General features: G+C 68.8%; 18 protein-coding genes and 4 pseudogenes. 11 read left to right on the top strand and 11 right to left on the bottom strand.

The genetic code is table 11. From position 1 onward, the window contains the following. Window positions 1–65 precede the first annotated feature (65 nt). The 3 genes from pstA to pstS form a co-directional block, all read right to left on the bottom strand. Window positions 66–920: a phosphate ABC transporter permease PstA gene (pstA, locus tag LJB71_RS12220; RefSeq protein ID WP_259304397.1), complete on the bottom strand. Its 855-nt coding sequence runs from the start codon at window positions 918–920 to the stop codon at window positions 66–68. Then, window positions 920–1,888, bottom strand: coding sequence for a phosphate ABC transporter permease subunit PstC (gene pstC / locus LJB71_RS12215; RefSeq protein WP_259304396.1), 969 nt, complete (start codon window positions 1,886–1,888; stop codon window positions 920–922). The genes pstA and pstC overlap by 1 nt, the downstream gene beginning before the upstream one ends. A 206-nt stretch (window positions 1,889–2,094) precedes the next feature. Then, window positions 2,095–3,117 (bottom strand): phosphate ABC transporter substrate-binding protein PstS, encoded by a 1,023-nt coding sequence (pstS, locus tag LJB71_RS12210; protein WP_259304395.1) that lies wholly within the window; start codon window positions 3,115–3,117, stop codon window positions 2,095–2,097. Window positions 3,118–3,408: 291 nt separating this feature from the next. Between pstS and LJB71_RS12205 the strand changes: the two genes are divergently transcribed. Further along, entirely contained in the window at window positions 3,409–4,614 is a 1,206-nt protein-coding gene (locus tag LJB71_RS12205) for an OprO/OprP family phosphate-selective porin (RefSeq protein WP_259304394.1), read from the top strand. Between the two features lie 95 nt (window positions 4,615–4,709). Here LJB71_RS12205 and nth read toward each other — a convergent pair whose 3' ends face one another. The 3 genes from nth to LJB71_RS12190 all read right to left on the bottom strand — a co-directional run bounded on the left by nth (window position 4,710) and on the right by LJB71_RS12190 (window position 6,565). Beyond that, window positions 4,710–5,399 carry an endonuclease III gene (gene nth / locus LJB71_RS12200; protein WP_259304393.1) on the bottom strand — a complete coding sequence of 230 codons (690 nt, stop codon included), beginning with the start codon at window positions 5,397–5,399 and terminating at the stop codon, window positions 4,710–4,712. After that, window positions 5,396–5,575 (bottom strand): hypothetical protein, encoded by a 180-nt coding sequence (locus tag LJB71_RS12195; RefSeq protein ID WP_259304392.1) that lies wholly within the window; start codon window positions 5,573–5,575, stop codon window positions 5,396–5,398. Before LJB71_RS12195 ends, nth begins: the two co-directional genes overlap by 4 nt. 207 nt (window positions 5,576–5,782) lie before the next feature. Beyond that, a complete protein-coding gene (locus tag LJB71_RS12190; RefSeq protein WP_259304391.1) occupies window positions 5,783–6,565 on the bottom strand; it encodes an enoyl-CoA hydratase-related protein in 783 nt (260 codons plus the stop codon). Between the two features lie 331 nt (window positions 6,566–6,896). Here LJB71_RS12190 and LJB71_RS12185 point away from each other — a divergent pair, with 331 nt between their 5' ends. The 5 genes and pseudogenes from LJB71_RS12185 (at window position 6,897) to LJB71_RS12160 (ending at window position 10,353) form a co-directional block, all read left to right on the top strand. Continuing rightward, window positions 6,897–7,493, top strand: a complete 597-nt coding sequence (locus tag LJB71_RS12185) for an FKBP-type peptidyl-prolyl cis-trans isomerase N-terminal domain-containing protein (RefSeq protein WP_259304390.1) — start codon at window positions 6,897–6,899, stop codon at window positions 7,491–7,493. Between the two features lie 81 nt (window positions 7,494–7,574). Further along, window positions 7,575–8,425, top strand: a pseudogene (locus LJB71_RS12175) (CoA pyrophosphatase). Beyond that, window positions 8,425–9,270, top strand: a complete 846-nt coding sequence (locus tag LJB71_RS12170) for a sulfurtransferase (protein ID WP_259304387.1) — start codon at window positions 8,425–8,427, stop codon at window positions 9,268–9,270. The pseudogene LJB71_RS12175 and the gene LJB71_RS12170 overlap by 1 nt, the downstream one beginning before the upstream one ends. A gap of 11 nt (window positions 9,271–9,281) precedes the next feature. After that, a complete protein-coding gene (gene arsC / locus LJB71_RS12165; RefSeq protein WP_259304386.1) occupies window positions 9,282–9,632 on the top strand; it encodes an arsenate reductase (glutaredoxin) in 351 nt (116 codons plus the stop codon). Between the two features lie 238 nt (window positions 9,633–9,870). Then, window positions 9,871–10,353 (top strand): hypothetical protein, encoded by a 483-nt coding sequence (locus tag LJB71_RS12160; RefSeq protein WP_259304385.1) that lies wholly within the window; start codon window positions 9,871–9,873, stop codon window positions 10,351–10,353. A 279-nt stretch (window positions 10,354–10,632) separates the two neighbouring features. Here LJB71_RS12160 and LJB71_RS12155 read toward each other — a convergent pair whose 3' ends face one another. Then, the gene (locus LJB71_RS12155; RefSeq protein WP_259304384.1) at window positions 10,633–11,787 is read right to left on the bottom strand and encodes an IS256 family transposase; all 1,155 of its coding nucleotides are present in this window, start codon (window positions 11,785–11,787) and stop codon (window positions 10,633–10,635) included. A 142-nt stretch (window positions 11,788–11,929) separates the two neighbouring features. On the opposite strand from LJB71_RS12155, the gene LJB71_RS12150 reads away from it, so the two are divergent. Further along, window positions 11,930–12,286, top strand: coding sequence for an RHS domain-containing protein (locus LJB71_RS12150; protein ID WP_259304383.1), 357 nt, complete (start codon window positions 11,930–11,932; stop codon window positions 12,284–12,286). A gap of 153 nt (window positions 12,287–12,439) precedes the next feature. Here the strand turns inward: LJB71_RS12150 and LJB71_RS12145 are convergent. From LJB71_RS12145 to uvrA, 3 genes and pseudogenes are all read right to left on the bottom strand, one after another. Beyond that, window positions 12,440–13,196 (bottom strand): annotated as a pseudogene (locus LJB71_RS12145) (enoyl-CoA hydratase/isomerase family protein). Window positions 13,197–13,235: 39 nt separating this feature from the next. Next, a complete protein-coding gene (locus LJB71_RS12140) occupies window positions 13,236–13,649 on the bottom strand; it encodes a thioesterase family protein (RefSeq protein ID WP_259304382.1) in 414 nt (137 codons plus the stop codon). A 50-nt stretch (window positions 13,650–13,699) separates the two neighbouring features. After that, window positions 13,700–16,580, bottom strand: a pseudogene (gene uvrA / locus LJB71_RS12135) (excinuclease ABC subunit UvrA); the annotation flags it as partial. Between the two features lie 330 nt (window positions 16,581–16,910). Between uvrA and rplU the strand changes: the two are divergent. The 3 genes and pseudogenes from rplU to obgE all read left to right on the top strand — a co-directional run bounded on the left by rplU (window position 16,911) and on the right by obgE (window position 18,709). Beyond that, the gene (rplU, locus tag LJB71_RS12130; RefSeq protein ID WP_259304381.1) at window positions 16,911–17,228 is read left to right on the top strand and encodes a 50S ribosomal protein L21; all 318 of its coding nucleotides are present in this window, start codon (window positions 16,911–16,913) and stop codon (window positions 17,226–17,228) included. Window positions 17,229–17,240: 12 nt separating this feature from the next. Beyond that, window positions 17,241–17,503: pseudogene (rpmA, locus tag LJB71_RS12125) on the top strand (50S ribosomal protein L27). 105 nt (window positions 17,504–17,608) lie between these two features. Beyond that, the gene (obgE, locus tag LJB71_RS12120; protein WP_259304380.1) at window positions 17,609–18,709 is read left to right on the top strand and encodes a GTPase ObgE; all 1,101 of its coding nucleotides are present in this window, start codon (window positions 17,609–17,611) and stop codon (window positions 18,707–18,709) included. A 76-nt stretch (window positions 18,710–18,785) separates the two neighbouring features. Here obgE and rpsT read toward each other — a convergent pair whose 3' ends face one another. Beyond that, complete coding sequence (gene rpsT / locus LJB71_RS12115; RefSeq protein ID WP_114961028.1) at window positions 18,786–19,055, bottom strand: 30S ribosomal protein S20; 270 nt, start codon at window positions 19,053–19,055, stop codon at window positions 18,786–18,788. 197 nt (window positions 19,056–19,252) lie between these two features. Between rpsT and murJ the strand changes: the two genes are divergently transcribed. Then, entirely contained in the window at window positions 19,253–20,845 is a 1,593-nt protein-coding gene (gene murJ / locus LJB71_RS12110) for a murein biosynthesis integral membrane protein MurJ (RefSeq protein WP_259304379.1), read from the top strand. The last annotated feature ends 21 nt before the right edge of the window (window positions 20,846–20,866 follow it).

Below are 20,866 nucleotides of genomic sequence, written 5' to 3'. Positions count from 1 at the left end.
CCCCGGCGGTGTGGTTGGCGGGCATGGCCGCGGCGTGCGAGGAAGGCATCGGGATGGTCCGCAGGTCAGTCATGGGTCATTTTGTTGCGCAGCACGATCGCCCGCGCGATCAGGCTGATCGCCAGCACGAACAGGGTGAGGATGAAGGCGCCGGCCCAGGCCAGCGCGTGCCAGCCGTCGTAGGGGCTCATCGCGAACTGGAAGATCACCACCGGCACATTGGCCATCGGCGCCAGCAGGTTGGTGGTCCAGTACTGGTTGTTGAGCGCGGTGAACAGCAGCGGCGCGGTTTCGCCGCTGATGCGCGCCAGCGCCAGCAGGATGCCGGTGACGATCCCGGGCAGGGCGCTGCGGTAGAGCACCTGCAGGATCATCTTCCACTGCGGCACGCCCAGCGAGAGCGCGGCCTCGCGCATCTGCACCGGCACCAGGCGCAGCATCTCGTCGGTGGTGCGCACCACCACCGGCAGCACGATGAAGGCCAGCGCGATGCCGCCCGCCAGCGCCGAGAAGTGGCCCATCTGCGCCACCACCAGGGTGTACACGAACAGGCCGAGCACGATCGACGGCGCCGACAGCAGGATGTCGTTGACGAAGCGCACGGTCTCGCCCAGCCAATGCCGGCTGGCGTATTCGGCGAGGTACGTGCCGGCCAGCACGCCGATCGGCGCGCCGATGGCGATGCCCATCAGGCTGATCACCGCGCTGCCGAAAAAGGCATTGAGCAGGCCGCCGCCTTCCTCGCCGGGCGGAGGCGTCATCTGGGTGAACAGCGCCGGACTGATCGCGCTGATGCCGTTGCGCAGCGTGGTCCACATGATCCAGACCAGCCAGAACAGGCCGAACAGGGCGGCGGCGGTCGCCAGCCCCTGGGCGAGGATGTTCTTGAACGCGCGCCAGCCGTGCAGGGACGGACGCATCAGTGGCCCTCCTGGCGGTTGAGCCGCCGCAGCATCAGGCGTGCCAGCGTGAGCACGACGAAGGTCAGCATGAACAAGACGAAGCCGAGGGCGATCAGCGCCGACAGGTACATCTTGGAATCGGCTTCGGTGAACTCGTTGGCGATGGTGGCCGCGATCGAGTTGCCCGGCTCCAGCAGCGAGAAGGTGAGCGCGTGCGCGTTGCCGAGCACGAAGGTCACCGCCATGGTCTCGCCCAGCGCGCGACCCAGGCCGAGGAAGATGCCGCCGATCACCGCCGAGCGGGTATAGGGCAGCACCACGTCCCATACCACTTCCCAGCGGGTCGCGCCGAGCGCGGAGGCCGATTCCTTGAGCGGGCCCGGCACGGTGAGGAACACCTCGCGCATCACCGAGGAAACGAACGGGATGACCATGATGGCCAGCACCAGCCCCGCGGTGCCCATGCCCAGCCCCAGCGGCGGGCCGCTGAACAGCACTCCGATGCCGGGCAGCTGGCCGAGATGCTCGTCCACCCACGGGAACACATGCTCGCCCAGCAGCGGCGCCAGCACGAACAGACCCCACATGCCGTAGATGATGGACGGAATGCCGGCCAGCAGCTCGATGGCGGCGCCGATCGGCGCGCGCAGCCAGCGTGGGGCGATTTCGGTCAGGAAGAAGGCGATGCCGAAACTGACCGGCACCGCGATCAGCATGGCGATGGCGGAGGTGACCACGGTGCCGTAGATCGGCACCAGCGCGCCGAACTGCTGCTGCACCGCATCCCACTGTTCGGTCCAGAAGAACGCAAGGCCGAACTTGTGGAAAGCCGCGCGGCCACCCCACAGCATCGACAGCGCGGCGGCGGTCAGGGCGATCAATACGACCATGCCGGCGGCGGTGACCAGCCAGCGGAAACGGGTGTCGGTGCGCAGATCGGCGCGTTCGCGCTGGGTCTGGGCAAGGCTGTCGGAGGTGACGTTCATCGCAGGGACTAGGGCTCCGCCGGTGGCGCGGCAGGGGGTGGAGACCCCGGCGGTCGGGCCGGGATCAAGGCGTGCGGCGGGGTGGGGGCGACAGGATCAATGTGCAGCGGCTATGAAACGATGTTTTTATGACGACTTCGTGACATGCGCGAAGATGAAAAAGGCGGGCCCCAAGGGCCCGCCTTCTTCTCAACCCGCAGGCAGGATTACTTGCTGGCGATGTTCTGCGCCCAGTAGGTCTCGATCTGCTGCACCAGCGGGGCCGGCAGCGGCACGTAATCGAGCGAGGTCGCCTGCGGCTGGCCGTTTTCCAGCGCCCACCTGAAGAAGTTCAGCGCCTGGCGGGTGCGCGCGGCATCCTTGGGCTTCTTGTACATCATCACGAAGACGGTGGCCGCGATCGGCCAGGCATTGGCGCCCGGCGCATTGGTCATGACCAGGTTGAAGTCCTTGGCGGCCCCCCAATTGGCGCTGGCGGCGGCGGCCTGGAAGGTCTCGTCGCTGGGGCGCACGAAGTTGCCGGCGGCATTCTTCATCAGCGCATAGGTCAGCTTGTTCTGCAGGGCGTAGGCGTACTCCACGTAGCCGATGCCGCCGCGGATCTGGCGGGTGTAGGCCGCCACGCCCTCGTTGCCCTTGCCGCCGACGCCGGCCGGCCACGGCACCGAGGTGCCCTCGCCGACCTTCTGCTTCCATTCCGGGCTGATCTTGGACAGGTAATTGGTGAAGTTGAAGGTGGTGCCGGAGCCGTCGGAGCGGTGCACCACGGTGATCTTCAGATCCGGCAGCTTCAGGCCCGGATTGAGCGCGGCGATGCGCGGGTCGTTCCACTTGGTGATCTTGCCCAGGTAGATGTCGGCCAGCAGCGCGCCGTCCATCTTCATCGCGCCCGGGGCCACGCCCGGCACGTTCACCACCGGTACGATGCCGCCGATCACCAGCGGGAACTGCGCCAGGCCGGCCTGCTTGAGTTCCTCGGACGGAAGCGGCTTGTCGGAGGCGCCGAAGTCCACGGTGGCGGCCTTGATCTGGGCGATGCCGCCGCCGGAACCGATCGACTGGTAGTTGATCTTGTTGCCGGTCTTGGCGTTGTAGTCGGCCGACCACTTGGACAGGATCGGATACACGAAGGTCGAGCCGGCGCCGGTGATGTCGGCCGCGAACGCGGAGCCGGCGAGGCTGGTCGCCAGGGCGAGCACGACGAGGCGGGACTTGAGGGACTTGAGCACGGAACACTCCTGGTGAATGGGGTCGATGGGCGGCCAGGCCGCTCGCCGCGTATTGCATCCCCGTGCGGTGACAGGCGTGCGTCTGAAATATGACGATCACGTGACGGGCTGCCGCTGGTCGGCATGACCATGCCGAGCGTGAAAAAAACGTGAGTCCGACATAAACCTGCAATGAATCCGCAGTGGAATAGCCCCCGGCACGAGTACCGGCCGCGGCCGTGCGCGTGCAGTGCCTAGAACGCCTGCCTGCTTCTTTTTCCATTCCGTCATCCACCATCTGGAGTCTTTCCCATGCGCCCCACCCATCTGGCCGCCGCCGTCGCCTTGGCCATCGCCAGCACCAGCTTCAATGCCGCCGCGCAGAGTGCGCCCAGCGCCCAGGACATCGCCGAGCTGAGGGCGCAGATCGCCGCGTTGCAGGCGCAGGTCGAGGCGCTGCAGGCGCAGTCCGATGCGCAGTCCGACGTGAACGTCACCCAGGCCAAGGCGATCGAGGACGCCGAGGCCACCAAGGGCAAGGTGGACAAGCTGGCCAAGCTGGTGAACGACACCAGCATCAGCGGCCGCCTGTACTACGACCTGACCAACATCGACGACCAGAACAAGGGCGTCAAGACCAACAAGTCGGGCTTCGCGTTCGACATCAAGCGCTTCTACCTGGGCGTGGACCACAAGTTCAACGACCAGTGGTCGATGAACCTGACCACCGACTTCCAGTACTCCTCGGCGATCGCCTCCACCGAGGTCTACCTGAAGAAAGCCTACGTGCAGTACAAGCTCAGCAACGCCTTCGTGCTGCGCGCCGGTAGCGCCGACCTGCCGTGGGTGCCGTTCGCGGAGAACTGGTATGGCATGCGCTACGTCGAGAACACCCTCATCGACCGCCTGAAGTTCGGCACCTCGGCCGACTGGGGCCTGCACGCCGGCGGCAAGGTCGCCGGTGGCGCGGTGGAATACGCGGTGGCCGCGCTCAACGGCAACGGCTACAAGAACCCCAGCCGCAGCAAGGGCCTGGACTTCGAAGGCCGCCTGAGCTACTCGCCGACCAGCAGCACCGTGCTCGCGGTGGGCTTCTACAACGGCACCCTGGGCAAGGAAACCCAGACCGTGAACAGCCTGCACAACGCCGAGCGCGTGGACTTCCTGGCCGCCTACGCCGCCGGCACCACCCGCTTCGGCGTGGAGTATTTCCAGGCCAAGAACTGGAACAACGTGCTGACCGTGGCCACCGACAAGGCCAGCGGCTGGTCGGCCTGGGGCAGCATCGGCCTCGGCGGCGACGGCATCAACCTGTTCGGCCGCTACGACCGCACCGACCTCAGCAAGACCCTCGACCCGACCCTGCGCGACACCTACTACAACCTGGGCGTCGAGTTCCCGATCACCAAGGGCGTGAAGCTGGCCACCGTGTACAAGCACACCGACCAGAAGAATGCGCTGCTGACCAAGGACCTCAAGACCGACGAGTTCGGCGTGTGGGGCGAGTTCCGCTTCTGATCGACGACAACTGCCAGACGAAGTGGCACCGGCGGCGGACTTCGGTCCGCCGCTTTTTTCATGTAGCGACTCCTGTCCAGCGGATGGATGCGGCGTCAGTTCGCCCAGCTCGACGGGCCCTTGTCGGGCCAGCGGCACAGGTCGTGGAGCGGGCAGTGCAGGCAATCCGGCCGGCGCGCCTTGCACACATAACGGCCGTGCAGGATCAGCCAGTGGTGGGCGTCGCGTGCGAACTCGGCCGGCACCAGCTTCACCAGCTTGTCCTCGACCGCGCGCACGGTCTTGCCGGGCGCCAGCCCGGTGCGGTTGGCGACCCGGAAGATGTGGGTGTCCACCGCGATGGTCGGTTCGCCGAAGGCCGTGTTCAGCACCACGTTGGCGGTCTTGCGGCCCACGCCGGGCAGCGCTTCCAGCGCTTCGCGGGTGCGCGGCACCTCGCCGCCGTGCTGCTCCAGCAGCTGCCGGCACAGGGCGATGAGGTTGGCGGCCTTGGCGTTGTACAGGCCGATCGTATTGATGTAGCCCTTCAGCCCGTCTTCGCCCAGCGCCAGGATCGCCTGCGGCGTGTTGGCCACCGGGAACAGGCGGCGGGTGGCCTTGTTCACGCCCACGTCGGTGGCCTGCGCGGAGAGCACCACCGCCACCAGTAGTTCGAACGGGGTCGTGTATTCGAGCTCGGTGGTCGGCTGCGGGTTGGCCGCGCGCAGGCGGCTGAACAGTTCGCGGATTTCGTCGCGGGTGAGGCGGCTGCCGCGTGCCGCCTGGCGGCGGGGACGGTCGCTCATGAGCGGCGCGCGCGGGCTTTTTCCAGCGCCCGCGCCAGCGCGGCGGCGGCCGCGGGCGGTAGCGTCGGCGCCACGGCGGGCGATGGATGAACGGGCGCGGCGCGGGCGGCGGCGCGCCGTTCACGCAGGCGCGCCAGCCGCGCCTGCCGGGCGCGATGGCGCTCGCGCGCGGCCAATGCGCGCAGGCGGGCCGTGCGCGCGTCCTGCAGCCGCTGCCGGCAGGCCGGTTGCGCAGGCCGGGCACGCTGCGGTTTCGAGCAGCCCCAGGCGCAGCGCCGCGTCGAGGTCGTCGCCCGCCAGCGCGGCCAGGATCGCATGCGCCTGCGCGCCCTCCGGCGCGGTGCAGCGGCAATCGGGGCAGAAACCGGCCATCGCCGCGGCGGTCACGTGCCGGTGAAGGCGGGCTTGCGCTTGTCCAGGAACGCAGCGGTGCCTTCGCGCATGTCGTGGGTGGCGAACATCAGGCCGAACTGGGCCGATTCGTACTCCAGGCCTTCTTCCAGCCCGCATTCGCCGCCGATGTTCACGCAGTCCAGCAGGCCGCGCAGCGCCAGCGGGGCGGCCGTGGCCAGTTGCGCGGCGAGCCGGCCGGTTTCCGCTTCGAGCTCGGCAGCGGGCACCACCCGGTTGACGATCCCCAGTTGCAGCGCGCGCTCGGCCGTGATCGGCGCGCCGGTCAGGCACAGTTCCAGGGTGGCGGCGCGTCCGCACAGGCGCAGCAGGCGCTGGCTGCCGCCGAAGCCGGGGATCAGGCCCAGGTTGATCTCGGGCTGACCGAGCTTGGCGGTGTCCGCCGCGATCCGCAGATGGCAGCTCATCGCCAGCTCCAGCCCGCCGCCGAGGGCGAAACCGTTGATCATCGCGATCACGGGCTTGGGCAGTCTCTCGATCCGGCGCATCATGCGGCTGCCGCGCAGGGAGAAGTCGCGGCCGTGAGCCGGCGAGAGCGCGTGCATCTCGGCGATGTCGGCGCCCGCCACGAAGGCCTTGGGGCCGGCGCCGGTGAGCACCACCACCCGCACATCGGGATCGCGGCCGGCATCGGCGAAGGCGGCATCAAGGGCGTCGATCACCCCGGCATTGAGGGCGTTCAGCTTGTCCGGGCGGTTGATGCGGAGGGTGCGGATGCCATCGGCGGTGTCGATCAGCAGCAGGGGCTCGGTCATGGGGGATAGTCCGGATGGGATGGAACTTTGCCCGGCGTGACGTGTCACACTGCCGGGCCGCGGTGGCAGGCATGCACCGCGGCCAGTATCCTACCCTGTCATGCCGGCGCGGATTGGCCGGACGACGACTCCCCGGCCGCGTGCCGGATTCCCCGCGGGCCGCCCGCCGGTCCGATCTGACCAACGAGGTTGTGGATGAAGTTGCGTGCGATTGCTGCCAGCCTGGCGGCCCTGACCCTGACCGCCGGCATCGCCTCGGCGCAGACCAAGCCGGCCCCGGCGCCGGCCAAGCCGGCGACCCCCCGCGGCCAAGCCCGCCGGCGCTCCGACGGTGGACAAGTTCCACGCCAGCTATGCCTTCGGCTGGCAGCTGGGCCAGGAACTGGCCAATACCGGCGAGCCGATCGACATCGCCACCGTGGTGCGCGGCCTGCAGGACGCTTTCGGCAAGAAGCAGCCGGCCTACACCGAACAGCAGCTGGGCACGGCCTACGCCGGCTTCCAGCAGCGCATGCAGCAGAAAGCCGAGGCGGCGTTCCGCAAGGCGCTGGCCGACAACCAGGCGCAGTCGGCCGATTTCGTGAACAAGTACAAGGCCCAGCAGGGCGTGATCACCCTGCCCAGCGGCATCATGTACCGCGTGGCCAAGGCCGGCACCGGCGCCAAGCCGACCGCCAGCAGCGAGGTGCAGATCGCGTTCCGCAGCTTCCTCGCCGCCGTCGGCATGCCGCTGAGCAGCGTGCAGACCCCGCCGCCGTTCAAGGTCGGCGATGCGCCGATCCCGGCGCTGAAGGAGACCCTGCCGCTGATGCAGCAGGGCGCGGTGTACGAGGTGGTGATCCCGCCGGGCAAGATGGGCGGCGGCCAGAACGAGCAGCTCGCACAGCAGGCGATCGCCCTGCAGGTCGAGCTGGGCGCGGTGAAGTGACGGCCTGATCGCGCCTGCCGCGGTCCCCGAAGCGCCGGTCCTGACCGGCGCTTCGCGTTTCCGGCATTACCATTCCACGCGATGATCCCGTCCGCCACGATCTCCATCCCTGTCGCCATGCTCAGCCCCTGCATCGGCATCTGCCGGCTGGATGCGCAGGGTCTGTGCGAAGGCTGCCATCGCAGCGGCGAGGAGATCGCCGCCTGGGCTGGCATGAGCGAGGCACAGCGCCTGCATTCCATGGACGAGGTGCTGCCCGCCCGCGCCGTGCGCCGGGAGCCCCGCTGATGCAGGCCGACCTGCTGGCGGCCCGGCTGCAGCGGGCGGCATACCCGCTGGCCAGTCCGCCGCAGGGGGCGCCCTGGAACCTGGCGGAGCTGGACGGGCTGCCGCTGCCTGCGGTGCCGCGTCCGGCGGCGGTGCTGGTGGGGGTGATCCCGCGCGCGCCCGGCGCCACCGTGCTGCTGACCCGCCGCAACGAGCGCCTGCGCCAGTACGCCGGGCAGGTCAGCTTTCCCGGCGGCAATGTGGATCCGGCCGATCCCGGCCCGGTGGCCACCGCCCTGCGCGAGGCGCACGAGGAAGTCGGGCTGGAGCCGGCGCAGGCGCGCGCGTTGGGCTACCTCGATCCGCTGGCCACGCTCACCGGCTTCCGCGTACAGCCGGTGCTGGCGCTTCTGGCCGCCGATTTCCAGCCGCGCCCGCAGCCGGACGAGGTGGCCGACGTGTTCGAGGTGCCGTTGCAGCTGCTGCTGGATCCGGCCCGGCTGAAGTCCGTCGAACTGCAGTTCGGCGGACGCACCCGGCACGTGTTCCAGTACGATTATCCGCAGCAGCGGATCTGGGGCGCCACCGCCTCGATCCTGTTCAACCTTCGCCAGCGGCTGGCGAACGTGGACGACACTGCAGGCGTGGAGCAAGGGAGCGTGTGATGGCTGGCTGGACGACCCTGGTACAACCCGACATCCTGGCGCTGGCGCTCAGTCGCGGGGATCTGGCGGTCGTGGACTGCCGTTTCAGCCTGGCCGATCCCACGGCCGGCGAGCAGGCCTGGCGGCGCTCGCACCTCCCGGGCGCGGTGTATGCGCACCTGGAGCGCGACCTGTCCGACATGAGCCGCACGGGCGAGGGCCGCCATCCCTGGCCGCAGTGCGACGTCTTCCTGCAGCGGCTGCAGCAGTGGGGCATCAGTCCGTCCACCCAGGTGGTGGCCTACGACGATGGCGACGGCGCGATCGCCGCGCGGCTGTGGTTTTTGCTGCGCGTGCTCGGGCACGAGAAGGTGGCGGTGCTGGACGGCGGCCTGTCGCGCTGGGTCGCACTCGGGCTGCCGGCGTCCAGCGCGCTGCCGCAGCCGCAGCCGGCGCGCTACACCGGCACATTCGATACCACGCGACTGCTGGATGCGCCGGCAGTGGAAGCGCATCTGGCGGCCGGCGGGCTGCTGATCGACGCGCGCGCGCCGGAGCGCTTCCGCGGCGAGCAGGAGCCGCTGGACCGGGTGGCCGGGCACGTGCCGGGCGCGCTCAACCGGCCCTACGCGCAGAACCTGCACAACGGCCAGTTCAAGCCGGCGATGCAGCTGGCCGCCGAGTTCCGCGACCTGCTCGGCGGGCGCGATCCGTCCGAGGTGGTGGCGATGTGCGGCTCCGGCGTCACGGCCTGCCACAACCTGCTGGCGATGGAGCGCGCCGGCCTGCGCGGGGCCAGGCTGTTCACCGGTTCCTGGAGCGGCTGGATCACCGATCCGGCGCGCCCGGTCGCGACCGGGCCGTGAGGAGGGCTGGCATGCAAGACGTGGTGATCTGGCACCGTCCGACCTGCAGCAAGTCGCGCGGCGCGCTGGCGCTGCTGCGCGAGGCGGGCATCGAACCGCGGATCGTCGATTACGTGGCGCAGCCGCCGACCGTCGCGCAGCTGCGACAGGCGATTGCCGGCGCCGGGCTGGCGGTGCGCAAGGCGCTGCGCACGGGCGAGCCGGAGTACGCCGCGCTCGGGTTAGACGATTCGGGGCTGGAGGACGAGGCGCTGCTGCAGGCGATGGTGGCGCATCCGCGCCTGATCGAGCGCCCGTTCGTGTTCACGCCCAAGGGCGTGCGCCTGTGCCGCCCGCCGGAACGGGTGCGCGAGATCCTCTAGCCTGCGCGGCGCGGCCACCGCGCGGCCGCCGCCCATGCCGGATTGCGCGCGTCATTTGGCGATGTTAGGTTCCGCCCGTCCGTGTTTCCTAGGAGCCTGCGCGCATCGCTCGCGCAGAGGGAGTCGGGCGTTCGCAATATTCCACGGCATTCCAAGGCCCGCCGCGCAGGCGCCGGCTTCTTTCAAGCCACTGGCAATCGCCAGGCATTGATCAAACAAGCTCAAAAAGATTTTGCCAATGGAGCCGCTGATGGATGCACGTGTGGTCAGTGATATCTGTGGCACCTTGTTGTTCTCGGTAGTCGCATGTGCGGCTGCCGAGAGTAGCGTCGGAACCTATTCGACGTTGGCGTATAACGAAGAGAGCGGCGACCTAAATGGTCTCGAGATAACGATCATTCCTGTAGATGGAGGTTTGGTTGCATCGGTGCAGATAGCCGAAGATGGCATCAATGAGCTTCACCTTGCCAAGGTGAAGGAAAGCGCCGGGGTTTTGCTGTTCTCGCCTCGCCTGAATGATGGGAGTACGATCAACTTTTCCATGAAATGTTCGCCGAAAAGTTGTCTTGGTGAGTACGTGTGGGGACAGGCGAACGTAAAGTTCGTGCTGCCTAAAAGCAACGGCTATTGGAATAAGAGAAGTCTGAACAACTCCCCCGCTGTCGGTGAAAATAGCGCAATGGCGATAGAGATGAGGATCGATGCATCTGACATTCGATGACGCCAAGGGTTTGGGAAGCCAGGCGCGGCGGGCGTGGAGCACACGCTGGCGTATGATGGGTTCGGGCGCCTGGCCGGCCACACCGCGCAGGGGCTGACCACGACGTACACGGTGAACGCCCTGGAGCAGCGGATGGGGGGCTGTCTGAATTTTTGTGTGAGGCGGTTTTCTGAATCTGCCTTCGTGCCGCTCAGCGCGGCGCGAGGGTGAAGCGGTCGCCGTAGGGGCTGTCTGAATTTTTGTGTGTGAGGCGGTTTTCTGAATCTGCCTTCGTGCCGCTCAGCGCGGCGCGAGGGTGAAGCGGTCGCCGTACAGTATCGCGAACTGGTTCATCGCGGACTTCCACTCCTTGCTCGCCCGCTTCCAGTCGGCGGTGATGTTGCGCAGGGCCAGCCAGATCAGTTTGGTCGCGGCCTCGTCGCTCGGGAAATGCCCGCGGCTCTTGATGATCTTGCGCAGCCGCGAATGGACGCTCTCGATGGCGTTGGTGGTGTAGATGATCCGCCGCACCTCGGGGGGAACGCGAAGAACGGGATCACCCGGCTCCACGCTCGCCGCCAGGCCGCGACGACGGTCGGGAAGCGCTGCCCCCAAGGGCCTTGCTCGAACGCGTCCAGTTCGGCTTCTGCGGCTTCCCGCGCTGGGCGCGGTGTAGATCGGCTTGATCGCCGCGGCCAGCGCCTTGCGGTCCTTCCAGCTGGCAAAGTCGAGGCTGTTGCGGATCAGGTGCACGATGCAGGTCTGCAGCGTCGTGGCCGGGAACACCGCTTCCAGCGCTTCGGGCAGGCCCTTCAGCCCATCGGCCACGCCGATCAGGATGTCCTGCGTGCCGCGGGTCTTCAGGTCGTTGAAGACCTTCATCCAGAACTTCGCGCCTTCGGTGTTCTCGATCCACAGCCCGAGGATGTCGCGGGTGCCGTCCGGCAGCACGCCCAAGGCCAAGTACACCGCCTTGTTGCGCACCACGCCGTCCTCGCGGATCTTCACTCGTAGCGCGTCGAAGAACACCACCGGGTACATCGGCTCCAGCGGCCGGGTCTGCCATGCGCCCACCTCGGCCATCACCTCGTCGGTGACCGCGCTGATGAACTCTGGCGACACGTCGACGGCATACATCTCGGCCAGATGCCCTTGGATCTCGCGCACCGACATGCCGCGGGCGTACATCGAGATGATCCGGTCATCAAAGCCGGCGAAGCGGCGCTCGTGCTTCGGGATCAGCTGCGGCGCGAAGCTGCCGGCACGATCACGGGGCACGTCGATCCGGAGCGGCCCCTCGTCGGTCAGCACGGTCTTGCCGCTGCGGCCGTTGCGGTGGTTGCCGCGACCGCCCTCGGGGCTGGCCAGGTGCACGCCCAGCTCGGCGCCCAGGGCGCGCTCGATCACGGCCTTCTTCAGCTTCTGAAACACGGCCTCGACGCCGGCAGCGTCCACCGGGCCGGGGATCAGCTTCTCAAGCAGTTCGTCGGGAAGAATGGCGTCCGGCTTCGCGACTGGGGGGTTTCTTGCGTGGCATGGGGGCTCCTGAACATCGTCATGGTAGGCCCCTCACACAAAAATCCTGACACCCTCGCGGATGGGCAAGCGCAACGCCAGCCACCAGAGTCGGTATGTGTATGCCGGCTTCAACCGGCTGCTGGCGGAATACACCGACGGCGTGTGGACCAGCTACGTCTATAGCGGCAGCGAGCCCATCGCCCTGGTTCGCAATGATCAGCTCTATTACCTGCACAATGACCACCTGGGGAGACCGCAGCTGGTCACCGATGCCGGCCAGCAGGGGGTGTGGAAGGCGGCGAATAGCGCATTTGGCCGCCGCGTGACGCGCGACACCTTCGGCGGGCTGAACCTGGGGTTCCCGGGGCAGTACTACGATGCCGAATCGGGGCTGTGGCTGAACCGCCCAGGGAATCCCGGAGACTCGTTGGCGTGAGTCACGCCGCCATGGCGAGTTCACGCTGCTGCTGATAGTAAACGGCTTCTGCTTCCGCCGGCGGGATGTCCCCGATCGGCCCCAGCAGACGCCTGTGGCCCAGCACTGCGCCTCGTGCTTGATGCGCTCCGGCTTTGGGCCGGATCACAGCGATCACTTGCCGATCCGCGCCAGCATCGCGCGCAGTGCGGCCTGGGTGTCGGGTGGCTCCACTGTTCGACGAATCGCTCCAGGTCGATGCGCTCCGGCGCCAGTGCCGCCACCACGTCGCGGCGGGCGATCGCGCGGGTCTCGCGCATCGGCATCGGTGGTAATTGCAGCAACGGCTCCAGCCAGGCGCGCGCACGCGCGGAAACGTCGTCGATGTCGGCAAGTTCGTCCACCAGCCCGATCCGCAGCGCCTCGCGCGCCTCCGGCATCGTGCCCTCCACCAGCAGGCGTTCGGCGCGGTGTGCGCCGACCACGCGCGCCAGCAGGGCCTGGATGCCTTCCGGCGCGACCAGGCCGACCTGGGTTTCGTTCAGGCCGATCCGGTAGGGGCCGTCGGCCAGCACCCGGTAGTCGCAGCACAGCGCCAGCACGCAGCCACCGGCCGGGGCATGGCCGGCCATCGCCGCCGCCACCGGCACCGGGCAGGCGGCCAGCGCGCGCGTGCACGGAAGAACGCCGACCAGGCCTGCAGCAGGGCGTCCTGGTCGTCGCCCAGCGACAGCAGATAGGGCACGTCCAGCCCGGCCGAGAACACCTTGGGTCCGCCCGCCAGCACGATTCCGCGCGTGCCCTGCGTCAGCGCGTGTTCCAGCGCGTGCGCCAGCGCCAGGCACAGCGCCGGATCCAGCGCGTTGACCGGCGGCCGCGCCAGCTGCAGTTCGTGGATGTCGCCGTGGACGCGGGTGGTGATCAGGGACATGGCGGTGCTCCGTCGGTGGGCGGGAAGGGCCGCGGGCGGTCAGGCCGGAAGCAGGGTCTCGGCGGCGCGGCGCACGCCGTCCGGCAGCGGCGTGGGGCGCCCGCTGCGGCGGTCGATCCATACCACCACGACCTGGCCGTCACAGTGCAGCGTGCCATCTGCCGCGACGATGCGGTGGCCGATCACCACGCTGCTGGTGCCCAGCTTCTCCGCGAACAGTTCCACGAAAATATCCGCTGGGTAGGTGATCGGCGCCTTGAAGTTGAGGGTGGCGGAGGCGACCACCGGCCCGGCCTCGTCGCTGACCCAGGCGTCGCCGATGCCTTGCAGCCACTCGATGCGCGCCTGCTCCAGGAAGGTCAGGTAGCGCGCGTTGTTGACGTGGTTGAGGGCATCCAGGTCGCTCCAGCGCAGCGTGACCGGGGTGCGGAATGGGGCGTGCGGTGCAGTCATGGCGAGGCTTTCTTGCGATGGCGGGCACCCGAGCTTGCCCGATCGCGTTCGAGCAAAGGCGCAAGAAAGCGCCCGGTGTGCGAGGCCGGATTGGCGGCGACTTCTTCCGGGGTGCCGGTGGCGATGATCTGGCCGCCGCGGTGGCCACCCTCCGGGCCGAGGTCGATGATCCAGTCGGCGGTCTTGATCACGTCCAGGTTGTGCTCGATCACCACCACCGTGTTGCCGTCGTCGCGCAGCCGGTGCAGGACCGCCAGCAGCGCCTCGATGTCGTGGAAGTGCAGGCCGGTGGTGGGCTCGTCGAGGATGTACAGGGTGCGGCCGGTGTCGCGGCGCGAGAGCTCCTTCGACAGCTTCACCCGCTGCGCCTCGCCGCCGGACAGGGTGGTCGCGCTCTGGCCCAGCTTGATGTAGGACAGGCCCACGTCCACCAGGGTTTCCAGCTTGCGCGCGATCGCCGGCACCGGCGCGAACAGCTCCAGCGCGTCCTCGACCGTCATCTTCAGCACATCGTGGATGCTGTAGCCCTTGTACAGGATCTCCAGCGTCTCGCGGTTGTAGCGCTTGCCCTGGCAGACGTCGCAAGGTACGTACACGTCGGGCAGGAAGTGCATCTCGACCTTGATCAGGCCGTCGCCCTGGCAGGCCTCGCAGCGGCCGCCGCGCACGTTGAAGCTGAAGCGGCCCGGCGAGTAGCCGCGCGCGCGCGCCTCCGGCACCTGCGCGAACAGCTCGCGCAGCGGGGTGAACAGGCCGGTGTAAGTGGCGGGATTGCTGCGCGGCGTGCGCCCGATTGGCGACTGGTCGATGTCCACCACCTTGTCGAACAGGTCCAGCCCCTGGACCTCGCGGTAGGGCGCCGGGGTATGCGCGGCACCGTTGATCTCATTGGCGGCCAGTGCGTACAGGGTGTCGTTGATCAGGGTGGACTTGCCGGAGCCGGAGACGCCGGTGACGCAGGTCAGCAGCCCGGCCGGGATCTCCAGATCCACATCCTGCAGGTTGTTGCCGCTGGCGCCCTTGAGCCTCAGCAGGCGCTTGCGGTTCGGCGCGTGGCGCTGCGCGGGGACCTCGATCCGGCGCTGGCCCGACAGGTATTGCCCGGTCAGTGAGCGCGGCGCCCGCAGGATGTCGGACAGGCTGCCCTGTGCCACCACCTCGCCGCCGTGCACGCCGGCACCGGGGCCGATGTCCACGATGTGGTCGGCCAGCCGGATCGCATCCTCGTCGTGCTCGACCACGATCACCGTGTTGCCGAGGTCGCGCAGGCGGGTCAGGGTCGCCAGCAGGCGCTCGTTGTCGCGCTGGTGCAGGCCGATCGAGGGCTCGTCCAGCACGTACATCACGCCCACCAGGCCGGCGCCGATCTGGCTGGCCAGGCGGATGCGCTGGGCCTCGCCGCCGGAGAGCGTATCCGCCTGCCGGTCCAGGCTCAGGTAGTCCAGTCCGACATCCACCAGGAAGCCCAGCCGTTCGCGGATCTCCTTCACGATCTTGGTGGCGATCTCACCACGCCAGCCCGGGAGCGAGAGGTGTTCGAAGAAATCCAGGCAGGCATCGATCGGCAGCACCGCGATCTCGTGCAGCGGGCGGTCGGCCACGAACACGTTGCGCGCCTGCCGGTTCAGGCGCGCGCCGCCGCACTCGGGGCAGGCGCGCTCGCTGATGTACTTGGCCAGCTCCTCGCGCACCGCGGCGCTCTCGGTCTCGCGGTAGCGGCGCTGAAGGTTCGGCAGGATGCCCTCGAACGGATGCCGGCGCTGCACCCGGCGGCCGCTCTCGCCGATGTAGGCGAGGTTGATCTCCTCGCGGCCGCTGCCGTTCAGGAGGATGTCGCGGATGCGCGCCGGCAGCTGCTGCCACGGGGTGTCCACGTCGAAGCCGTAGTGCCGCGCCAGCGAGGCGATCATCGAGAAGTAGTAGGTATTGCGGCGGTCCCAGCCGCGCATCGCCCCGGCCGCCAGCGACAGTTCGGGATGCGCCACCACCTTGGCCGGGTCGAAGAACTGCGCCACTCCGAGGCCGTCGCAGCCGGGGCAGGCACCCACCGGCGAGTTGAACGAGAACAGCCGCGGTTCGAGCTCCGGCAGCGAGTAGTCGCACACCGGGCAGGCGTAGCGCGAGGAGAACAGCAGCGGCGCGGCGGCCGCTTCCGGCATCCTGCCTCCCGCGGCACTCGTGCTTCCATGCACGTCGTCCATCGACTGCACGATGGTCATGCCGTCGCCCAGCTTGAGCGCGGTCTCGAACGATTCGGCCAGGCGCTGGCGGAGGTCGGCGCGCGGGCGGAAGCGGTCGATCACCGCCTCGATGGTGTGCTTTGCCCGCGGCGCCAGCGGCGGCACCGCGTCGATCTCGTGCAGTACGCCGTCCACCCGCACCCGCACGAACCCTTGCGCGCGCAGCTGGTCGAACACCTGCGCATGTTCGCCCTTGCGCTCGCGCACCGCCGGCGCCAGCAGCATCCAGCGCTGCTCGGCCAGCGCCGGGTCGGCCTCCATCGCCAGCACCTGATCGACCATCTGGCTGACGGTCTGCGCCTCCAGCGGGAAGCCGTGGTCCGGGCAGCGCGGCGTACCGACGCGTGCGTACAGCAGGCGCAGGTAGTCGTGGATCTCGGTGATGGTGCCGACCGTCGAGCGCGGGTTGTGGCTGGTGGACTTCTGCTCGATCGAGATCGCCGGGGACAGGCCCTCGATGTGGTCGAGATCGGGCTTGTCCATCACACTCAGGAACTGCCGCGCGTAGGCGGAGAGCGATTCCACGTAGCGGCGCTGGCCCCTCGGCGTAGATGGTGTCGAACGCCAGCGACGACTTGCCGGAGCCGGACAGGCCGGTGATTACGATCAGCCGGTCGCGTGGCAGGTCGAGGTCGATGTTCTTGAGGTTGTGCGTCCGTGCGCCGCGGAGGCGGATGTAGTCCAGGGCCATCGGGATGTCCTGCCGGGTGGGGGAGGCCGGCATGCGCCGGCCAATCGGGAAGCGTAGCGAGCGGGCGATTCGGGGGCAAATCGCGGGATTGCCAGTTTCGGTGTCGTGCGTCGCCCGGGATGAGACGGGCGATGGGGCCGTCCGGATGCAGCGCGCCGCCGTCGGGCGGGGCGCCCGGAGGGGCCGCATTCCGCCCGGCCGGTGGGCGGGTTGACCCTAACCCGCTGAATCCCCTACAATTCCGCTCCTGTCCGCCCACGATGGCGGCAGGCCCCGCCGCCGTGACGTGGCGGGGCGCCTAGAAGAACGACAGAACCGAGAGACTCCAACATGTACGCAGTACTGGTCACCGGCGGTAAGCAATACCGCGTGATGCAGGGCGAAACGCTCCGCGTCGAGAAGCTCGAAGCCGAAGCCGGCAGCGAGATCACCCTGGACAACGTCCTGATGCTGGGCGACGCCGACGGCATCAAGCTGGGCGACGCGCTGAAGGGCGCTTCCGTCACCGCGAAGGTCGTCGGCCACGGCCGCGCCGACAAGGTGCGCATCGTCAAGTTCCGCCGCCGCAAGCACCATCGCAAGCAGATGGGCCACCGGCAGCACTACACCGAAATCCAGATCACCGGCATCGCCGGCGGCAGCAAGTAAGGAGACGCAGTCATGGCACACAAAAAGGCTGGTGGTTCGACCCGCAACGGCCGCGACTCGAACCGAAGTACCTGGGCGTGAAGCTGTACGGCGGCCAGGCCGTCGAAGCCGGCAACATCATCGTCCGCCAGCGCGGCACCCAGTTCCACCCGGGCACCGGCGTGGGCCTCGGCCGCGACCACACCCTGTTCGCGCTGGTCGATGGCACCGTGGAGTTCTCCACCAAGGGCCCGAAGAAGCGCCGCACGGTCAGCATCGTCAGCGCCGCCCAGTAAGGCGCGCCGGCACGCGATCGCGAAAAGCCCCGCCCCGGCGGGGCTTTTCGTTTGCAGGCGGAGCGCCGCTTCGCCGAATCCCCACCAACACGGCACAATCCCCGCATGAAACTCGTCGACGAAGCTGAAATCACGGTCACCGCCGGTAATGGCGGCAACGGCTGCATCGGGTTCCGCCGCGAGAAGTTCATCCCGCTGGGCGGCCCGGACGGCGGCGACGGCGGCGATGGCGGCGACGTCTGGCTGCAGGCCGACGAGAACCTCAACACTTTGGTGGATTTCCGCCACCAGACCAGGTTCAAGGCGCAGCGCGGCGAGAACGGCATGGGCCGGCAGATGTACGGCAAGGCCGGCGAGGACATCGTGATCACGGTGCCGGTGGGCACCGTGGTGCACAACGTCGAGACCGACGAGGTGATCGGCGACCTCACTGTGCACGGCCAGCGCCTGCTGGTGGCCAAGGGCGGCAAGGGTGGGCTCGGCAACATGCACTTCAAGAGTTCGATCAACCGCGCCCCGCGCAAGGCGACGCCGGGCGAGGAGGGTGAGAGCCGCACCTTGCGGCTGGAGCTCAGGCTGCTGGCCGACGTCGGCCTGCTCGGCTTCCCCAATGCCGGCAAGTCCACCTTCGTGCGCGCGGTCTCGGCGGCGACCCCGAAGGTGGCGGACTATCCCTTCACCACGCTGTACCCGAATCTCGGGGTGGTCAGCGTGGAACCGGGCCGCAGCTTCGTGATCGCCGACATCCCCGGCCTGATCGAGGGCGCGGCCGACGGCGCCGGGCTGGGCAGTCTGTTCCTGCGCCACGTCCAGCGCACCCGTCTGCTGCTGCACCTGGTGGACATCTCGCCGATGGATGCGCTGGGCGGCGGCACGCACATGCCCTCGCCGGTGGAGCAGGTGCGCGCGATCGAGCACGAGCTGCGCAAGTACGACCCGGCGATGCTGGAGAAGCCGCGCTGGCTGGTGCTGAACAAGGCCGACCTGATGTTCGAGGACGAGGCGCACGCCGCGGCCGAGGCCATCGTGGCCGAGCTGGGCTGGGAGGCGCCGTGGTTCCTGGTGTCGGCCATCGGGCGCGAGGGCACCTGGCCGATCATGCTGGCGGTGCAGGCCTTCTTCGACCGCCTGCGCGAGGAGCGGGCCGAGGCGGGCGAGGGCGCCGGCGCGCCGGCCGGCAAGGGGCACGGGCACGCCGATGCGTGAGCGTCGCCCGGCCCGGGAAACGGGCATGAAAAACCCCGCTTGCGCGGGGGTTTTCGCCGAATCCGCGGATGCGGCCTCAGGCGGCCTGCAGCGCCTTGATACGCGCGGTCAGGCGGGCCTTGTGGCGGGCAGCCTTGTTCTTGTGGATCAGGCCGCGGGCGGCGAAGCGGTCCAGCAGCGGCTGGGCCACGGCAAAGGCCTCGCGGGCGGCGGAGGCGTCGTTGGCGTCGATCGCCTTGATCACCTTCTTGACGGCGGTGCGCAGCTGCGAGCGCTGGGCCACGTTGCGGGCATTGCGCACGACGGTCTGCTTGGCGCGCTTCTTGGCGGACTTGATGTTGGCCACGGGGAAAATCCTGGGAAGTCTGGAGTTTTGGCTGCGGGGTTCGCCGGCTGGCACAATGGCCGGCAAGCGAGGGGTTCGGAAAGACCGCCAATTATGGATGATTCAATGGCTTGGGTCAACCTGCGCGGCCGCGCGCGCCAGACGGCGGTGCCGGCGTGAGCGCGGGCGGCGGACAGGGCGGGGCGCGGCACCGCAGCATGGCGCGCGGAGTGCTGTCGTTCGGTGGCATGACCATGCTCAGCCGGGTGTTCGGGCTGGTGCGCGACCAGGTGTTCAATGCCACCTTCGGCGCCACCTGGATGACCGATGCGTTCTGGGTGGCGTTCCGGATCCCCAACTTCATGCGCCGGCTGTTCGCGGAAGGCTCGTTCTCCACCGCGTTCGTGCCGGTGTTCACCGAGGTCAAGGAAACCCGCCCGCACGCCGACCTCAAGGCGCTGGTGGCGCGCGCGGCCGGCACCCTGGGCGGAGTGCTGCTGGTGGTGACCGCACTGGGCATGCTGCTGGCGCCGCAACTGGCCGACGTGTTCACCCAGGCCGACCCGGCCCCCGGCCAGAATGCGCTGATCGCCGACCTGCTGCGGCTGACCTTCCCGTTCCTGCTGTTCGTCTCGCTGACCGCGCTGGCCGGCGGCGCGCTGAACAGCTACCACCGTTTCGGCCTGCCGGCGTTCGTGCCGATCATCCTCAACCTGTGCATGATCGCCGGCGCGCTGTGGGGTTCGCGCCTGGCGCATCCCCCGATCATGGCGATGGGCTGGGCGATCCTGGCCGCTGGCGTGCTGCAGCTGCTGTTCCTGCTGCCGGCGCTGGCGCGGCTGGACCTGCTGGCGCTGCCGCGCTGGGGCTGGCGCCACCCGGACGTGCGCAAGGTGGTGCGGCTGATGGTGCCGACCCTGCTGGGCTCGTCGGTGGCGCAGGTCAACCTGCTGTTCGACACCTTCATCGCGGCGATGCTGGTGCACGGCTCGCAGAGCTGGCTGTCCACCGCCGACCGCTTCCTGGAGTTCCCGCTGGGCGTGTTCGGGATCGCGCTGGGCACGGTGATCCTGCCGACCCTGGCGCGCCACCATGTCAACACCGACCGCGCGGGGTTCTCGAAGTCGCTGGACTGGGGCCTGCGCACCACCCTGGCGATCATCCTGCCGGCGATGCTGGGGTTGATGCTGCTGGCGCTGCCGCTGGTGTCCACCATCTTCCAGTACGGCAGGTTCACCGCCGAGGCGGCGCGCATGACCGCGCTGTCGGTGTTCGGCCTCAGCTTCGGGCTGCCGGCGTTCGCGCTGGTGAAGACGGTGCTGCCGGCGTTCTACGCGCGCCAGGACACCCGCACCCCGGTGCGTGCGGGGCTGGTGGCGATGGTCGCCAACATGGCGTTCAACGTGGGCATCCTGGCCCTGATGTACTGGCTGTGGGTGCCGGAGGCGGCCAAGACCGGCGGGGTGATGGCGACCCTGGCGCGGGTGCCGGGCCTGCATTTCGCACTCGGCATCGCCTCCGCCCTGTCCAGCTATCTGAACCTCTTGCTGCTGTGGCGCTGGCTGCGCAAGGCCAACGTGTTCGACCTGCAGCCGGGTTGGGGCCGCTACCTGCTGCGGCTGGCGCTGGCGAACGCGGCGATGGCTGCGGCGCTGCTGGCCGGGCTGCAGCTGGCGCCGGACTTCACCGCGGTGGACAAGTGGCTGCGCCTGGGCTGGCTGGCGCTGCTGGTCGGCGGCGGAGCCGGGGTGTACGCGCTGGCGATGCTGGCGCTGGGGTTCCGGGTGCGTGATTTCCGCGAACAGCACTGAACGCCTGAACGCGCGCGCCGG

The sequence above is a fragment of the Thermomonas sp. S9 genome (genome assembly GCF_024704365.1).
In the GTDB taxonomy this organism is placed as follows: domain Bacteria; phylum Pseudomonadota; class Gammaproteobacteria; order Xanthomonadales; family Xanthomonadaceae; genus Thermomonas.
The sequence above is the reverse complement of the archived record's forward strand: the minus strand, read 5'-3'. Positions and strand labels throughout refer to the sequence as shown.

What these genes read in the sequence shown, in the direction of transcription:
- obgE (WP_259304380.1), top strand. Translation starts at nt 17,609, where the DNA reads ATGAAACTCGTCGACGAAGCTGAAATCACGGTCACCGCCGGTAATGGC.
- LJB71_RS12150 (WP_259304383.1), top strand. Translation starts at nt 11,930, where the DNA reads ATGGGCAAGCGCAACGCCAGCCACCAGAGTCGGTATGTGTATGCCGGC.
- pstC (WP_259304396.1), bottom strand. Translation starts at nt 1,888, where the DNA reads ATGAACGTCACCTCCGACAGCCTTGCCCAGACCCAGCGCGAACGCGCC.
- LJB71_RS12140 (WP_259304382.1), bottom strand. Translation starts at nt 13,649, where the DNA reads ATGACTGCACCGCACGCCCCATTCCGCACCCCGGTCACGCTGCGCTGG.
- arsC (WP_259304386.1), top strand. Translation starts at nt 9,282, where the DNA reads ATGCAAGACGTGGTGATCTGGCACCGTCCGACCTGCAGCAAGTCGCGC.
- LJB71_RS12205 (WP_259304394.1), top strand. Translation starts at nt 3,409, where the DNA reads ATGCGCCCCACCCATCTGGCCGCCGCCGTCGCCTTGGCCATCGCCAGC.
- rplU (WP_259304381.1), top strand. Translation starts at nt 16,911, where the DNA reads ATGTACGCAGTACTGGTCACCGGCGGTAAGCAATACCGCGTGATGCAG.
- murJ (WP_259304379.1), top strand. Translation starts at nt 19,253, where the DNA reads ATGGCGCGCGGAGTGCTGTCGTTCGGTGGCATGACCATGCTCAGCCGG.
- LJB71_RS12190 (WP_259304391.1), bottom strand. Translation starts at nt 6,565, where the DNA reads ATGACCGAGCCCCTGCTGCTGATCGACACCGCCGATGGCATCCGCACC.
- pstA (WP_259304397.1), bottom strand. Translation starts at nt 920, where the DNA reads ATGCGTCCGTCCCTGCACGGCTGGCGCGCGTTCAAGAACATCCTCGCC.
- LJB71_RS12160 (WP_259304385.1), top strand. Translation starts at nt 9,871, where the DNA reads ATGGAGCCGCTGATGGATGCACGTGTGGTCAGTGATATCTGTGGCACC.
- LJB71_RS12170 (WP_259304387.1), top strand. Translation starts at nt 8,425, where the DNA reads ATGGCTGGCTGGACGACCCTGGTACAACCCGACATCCTGGCGCTGGCG.
- nth (WP_259304393.1), bottom strand. Translation starts at nt 5,399, where the DNA reads ATGAGCGACCGTCCCCGCCGCCAGGCGGCACGCGGCAGCCGCCTCACC.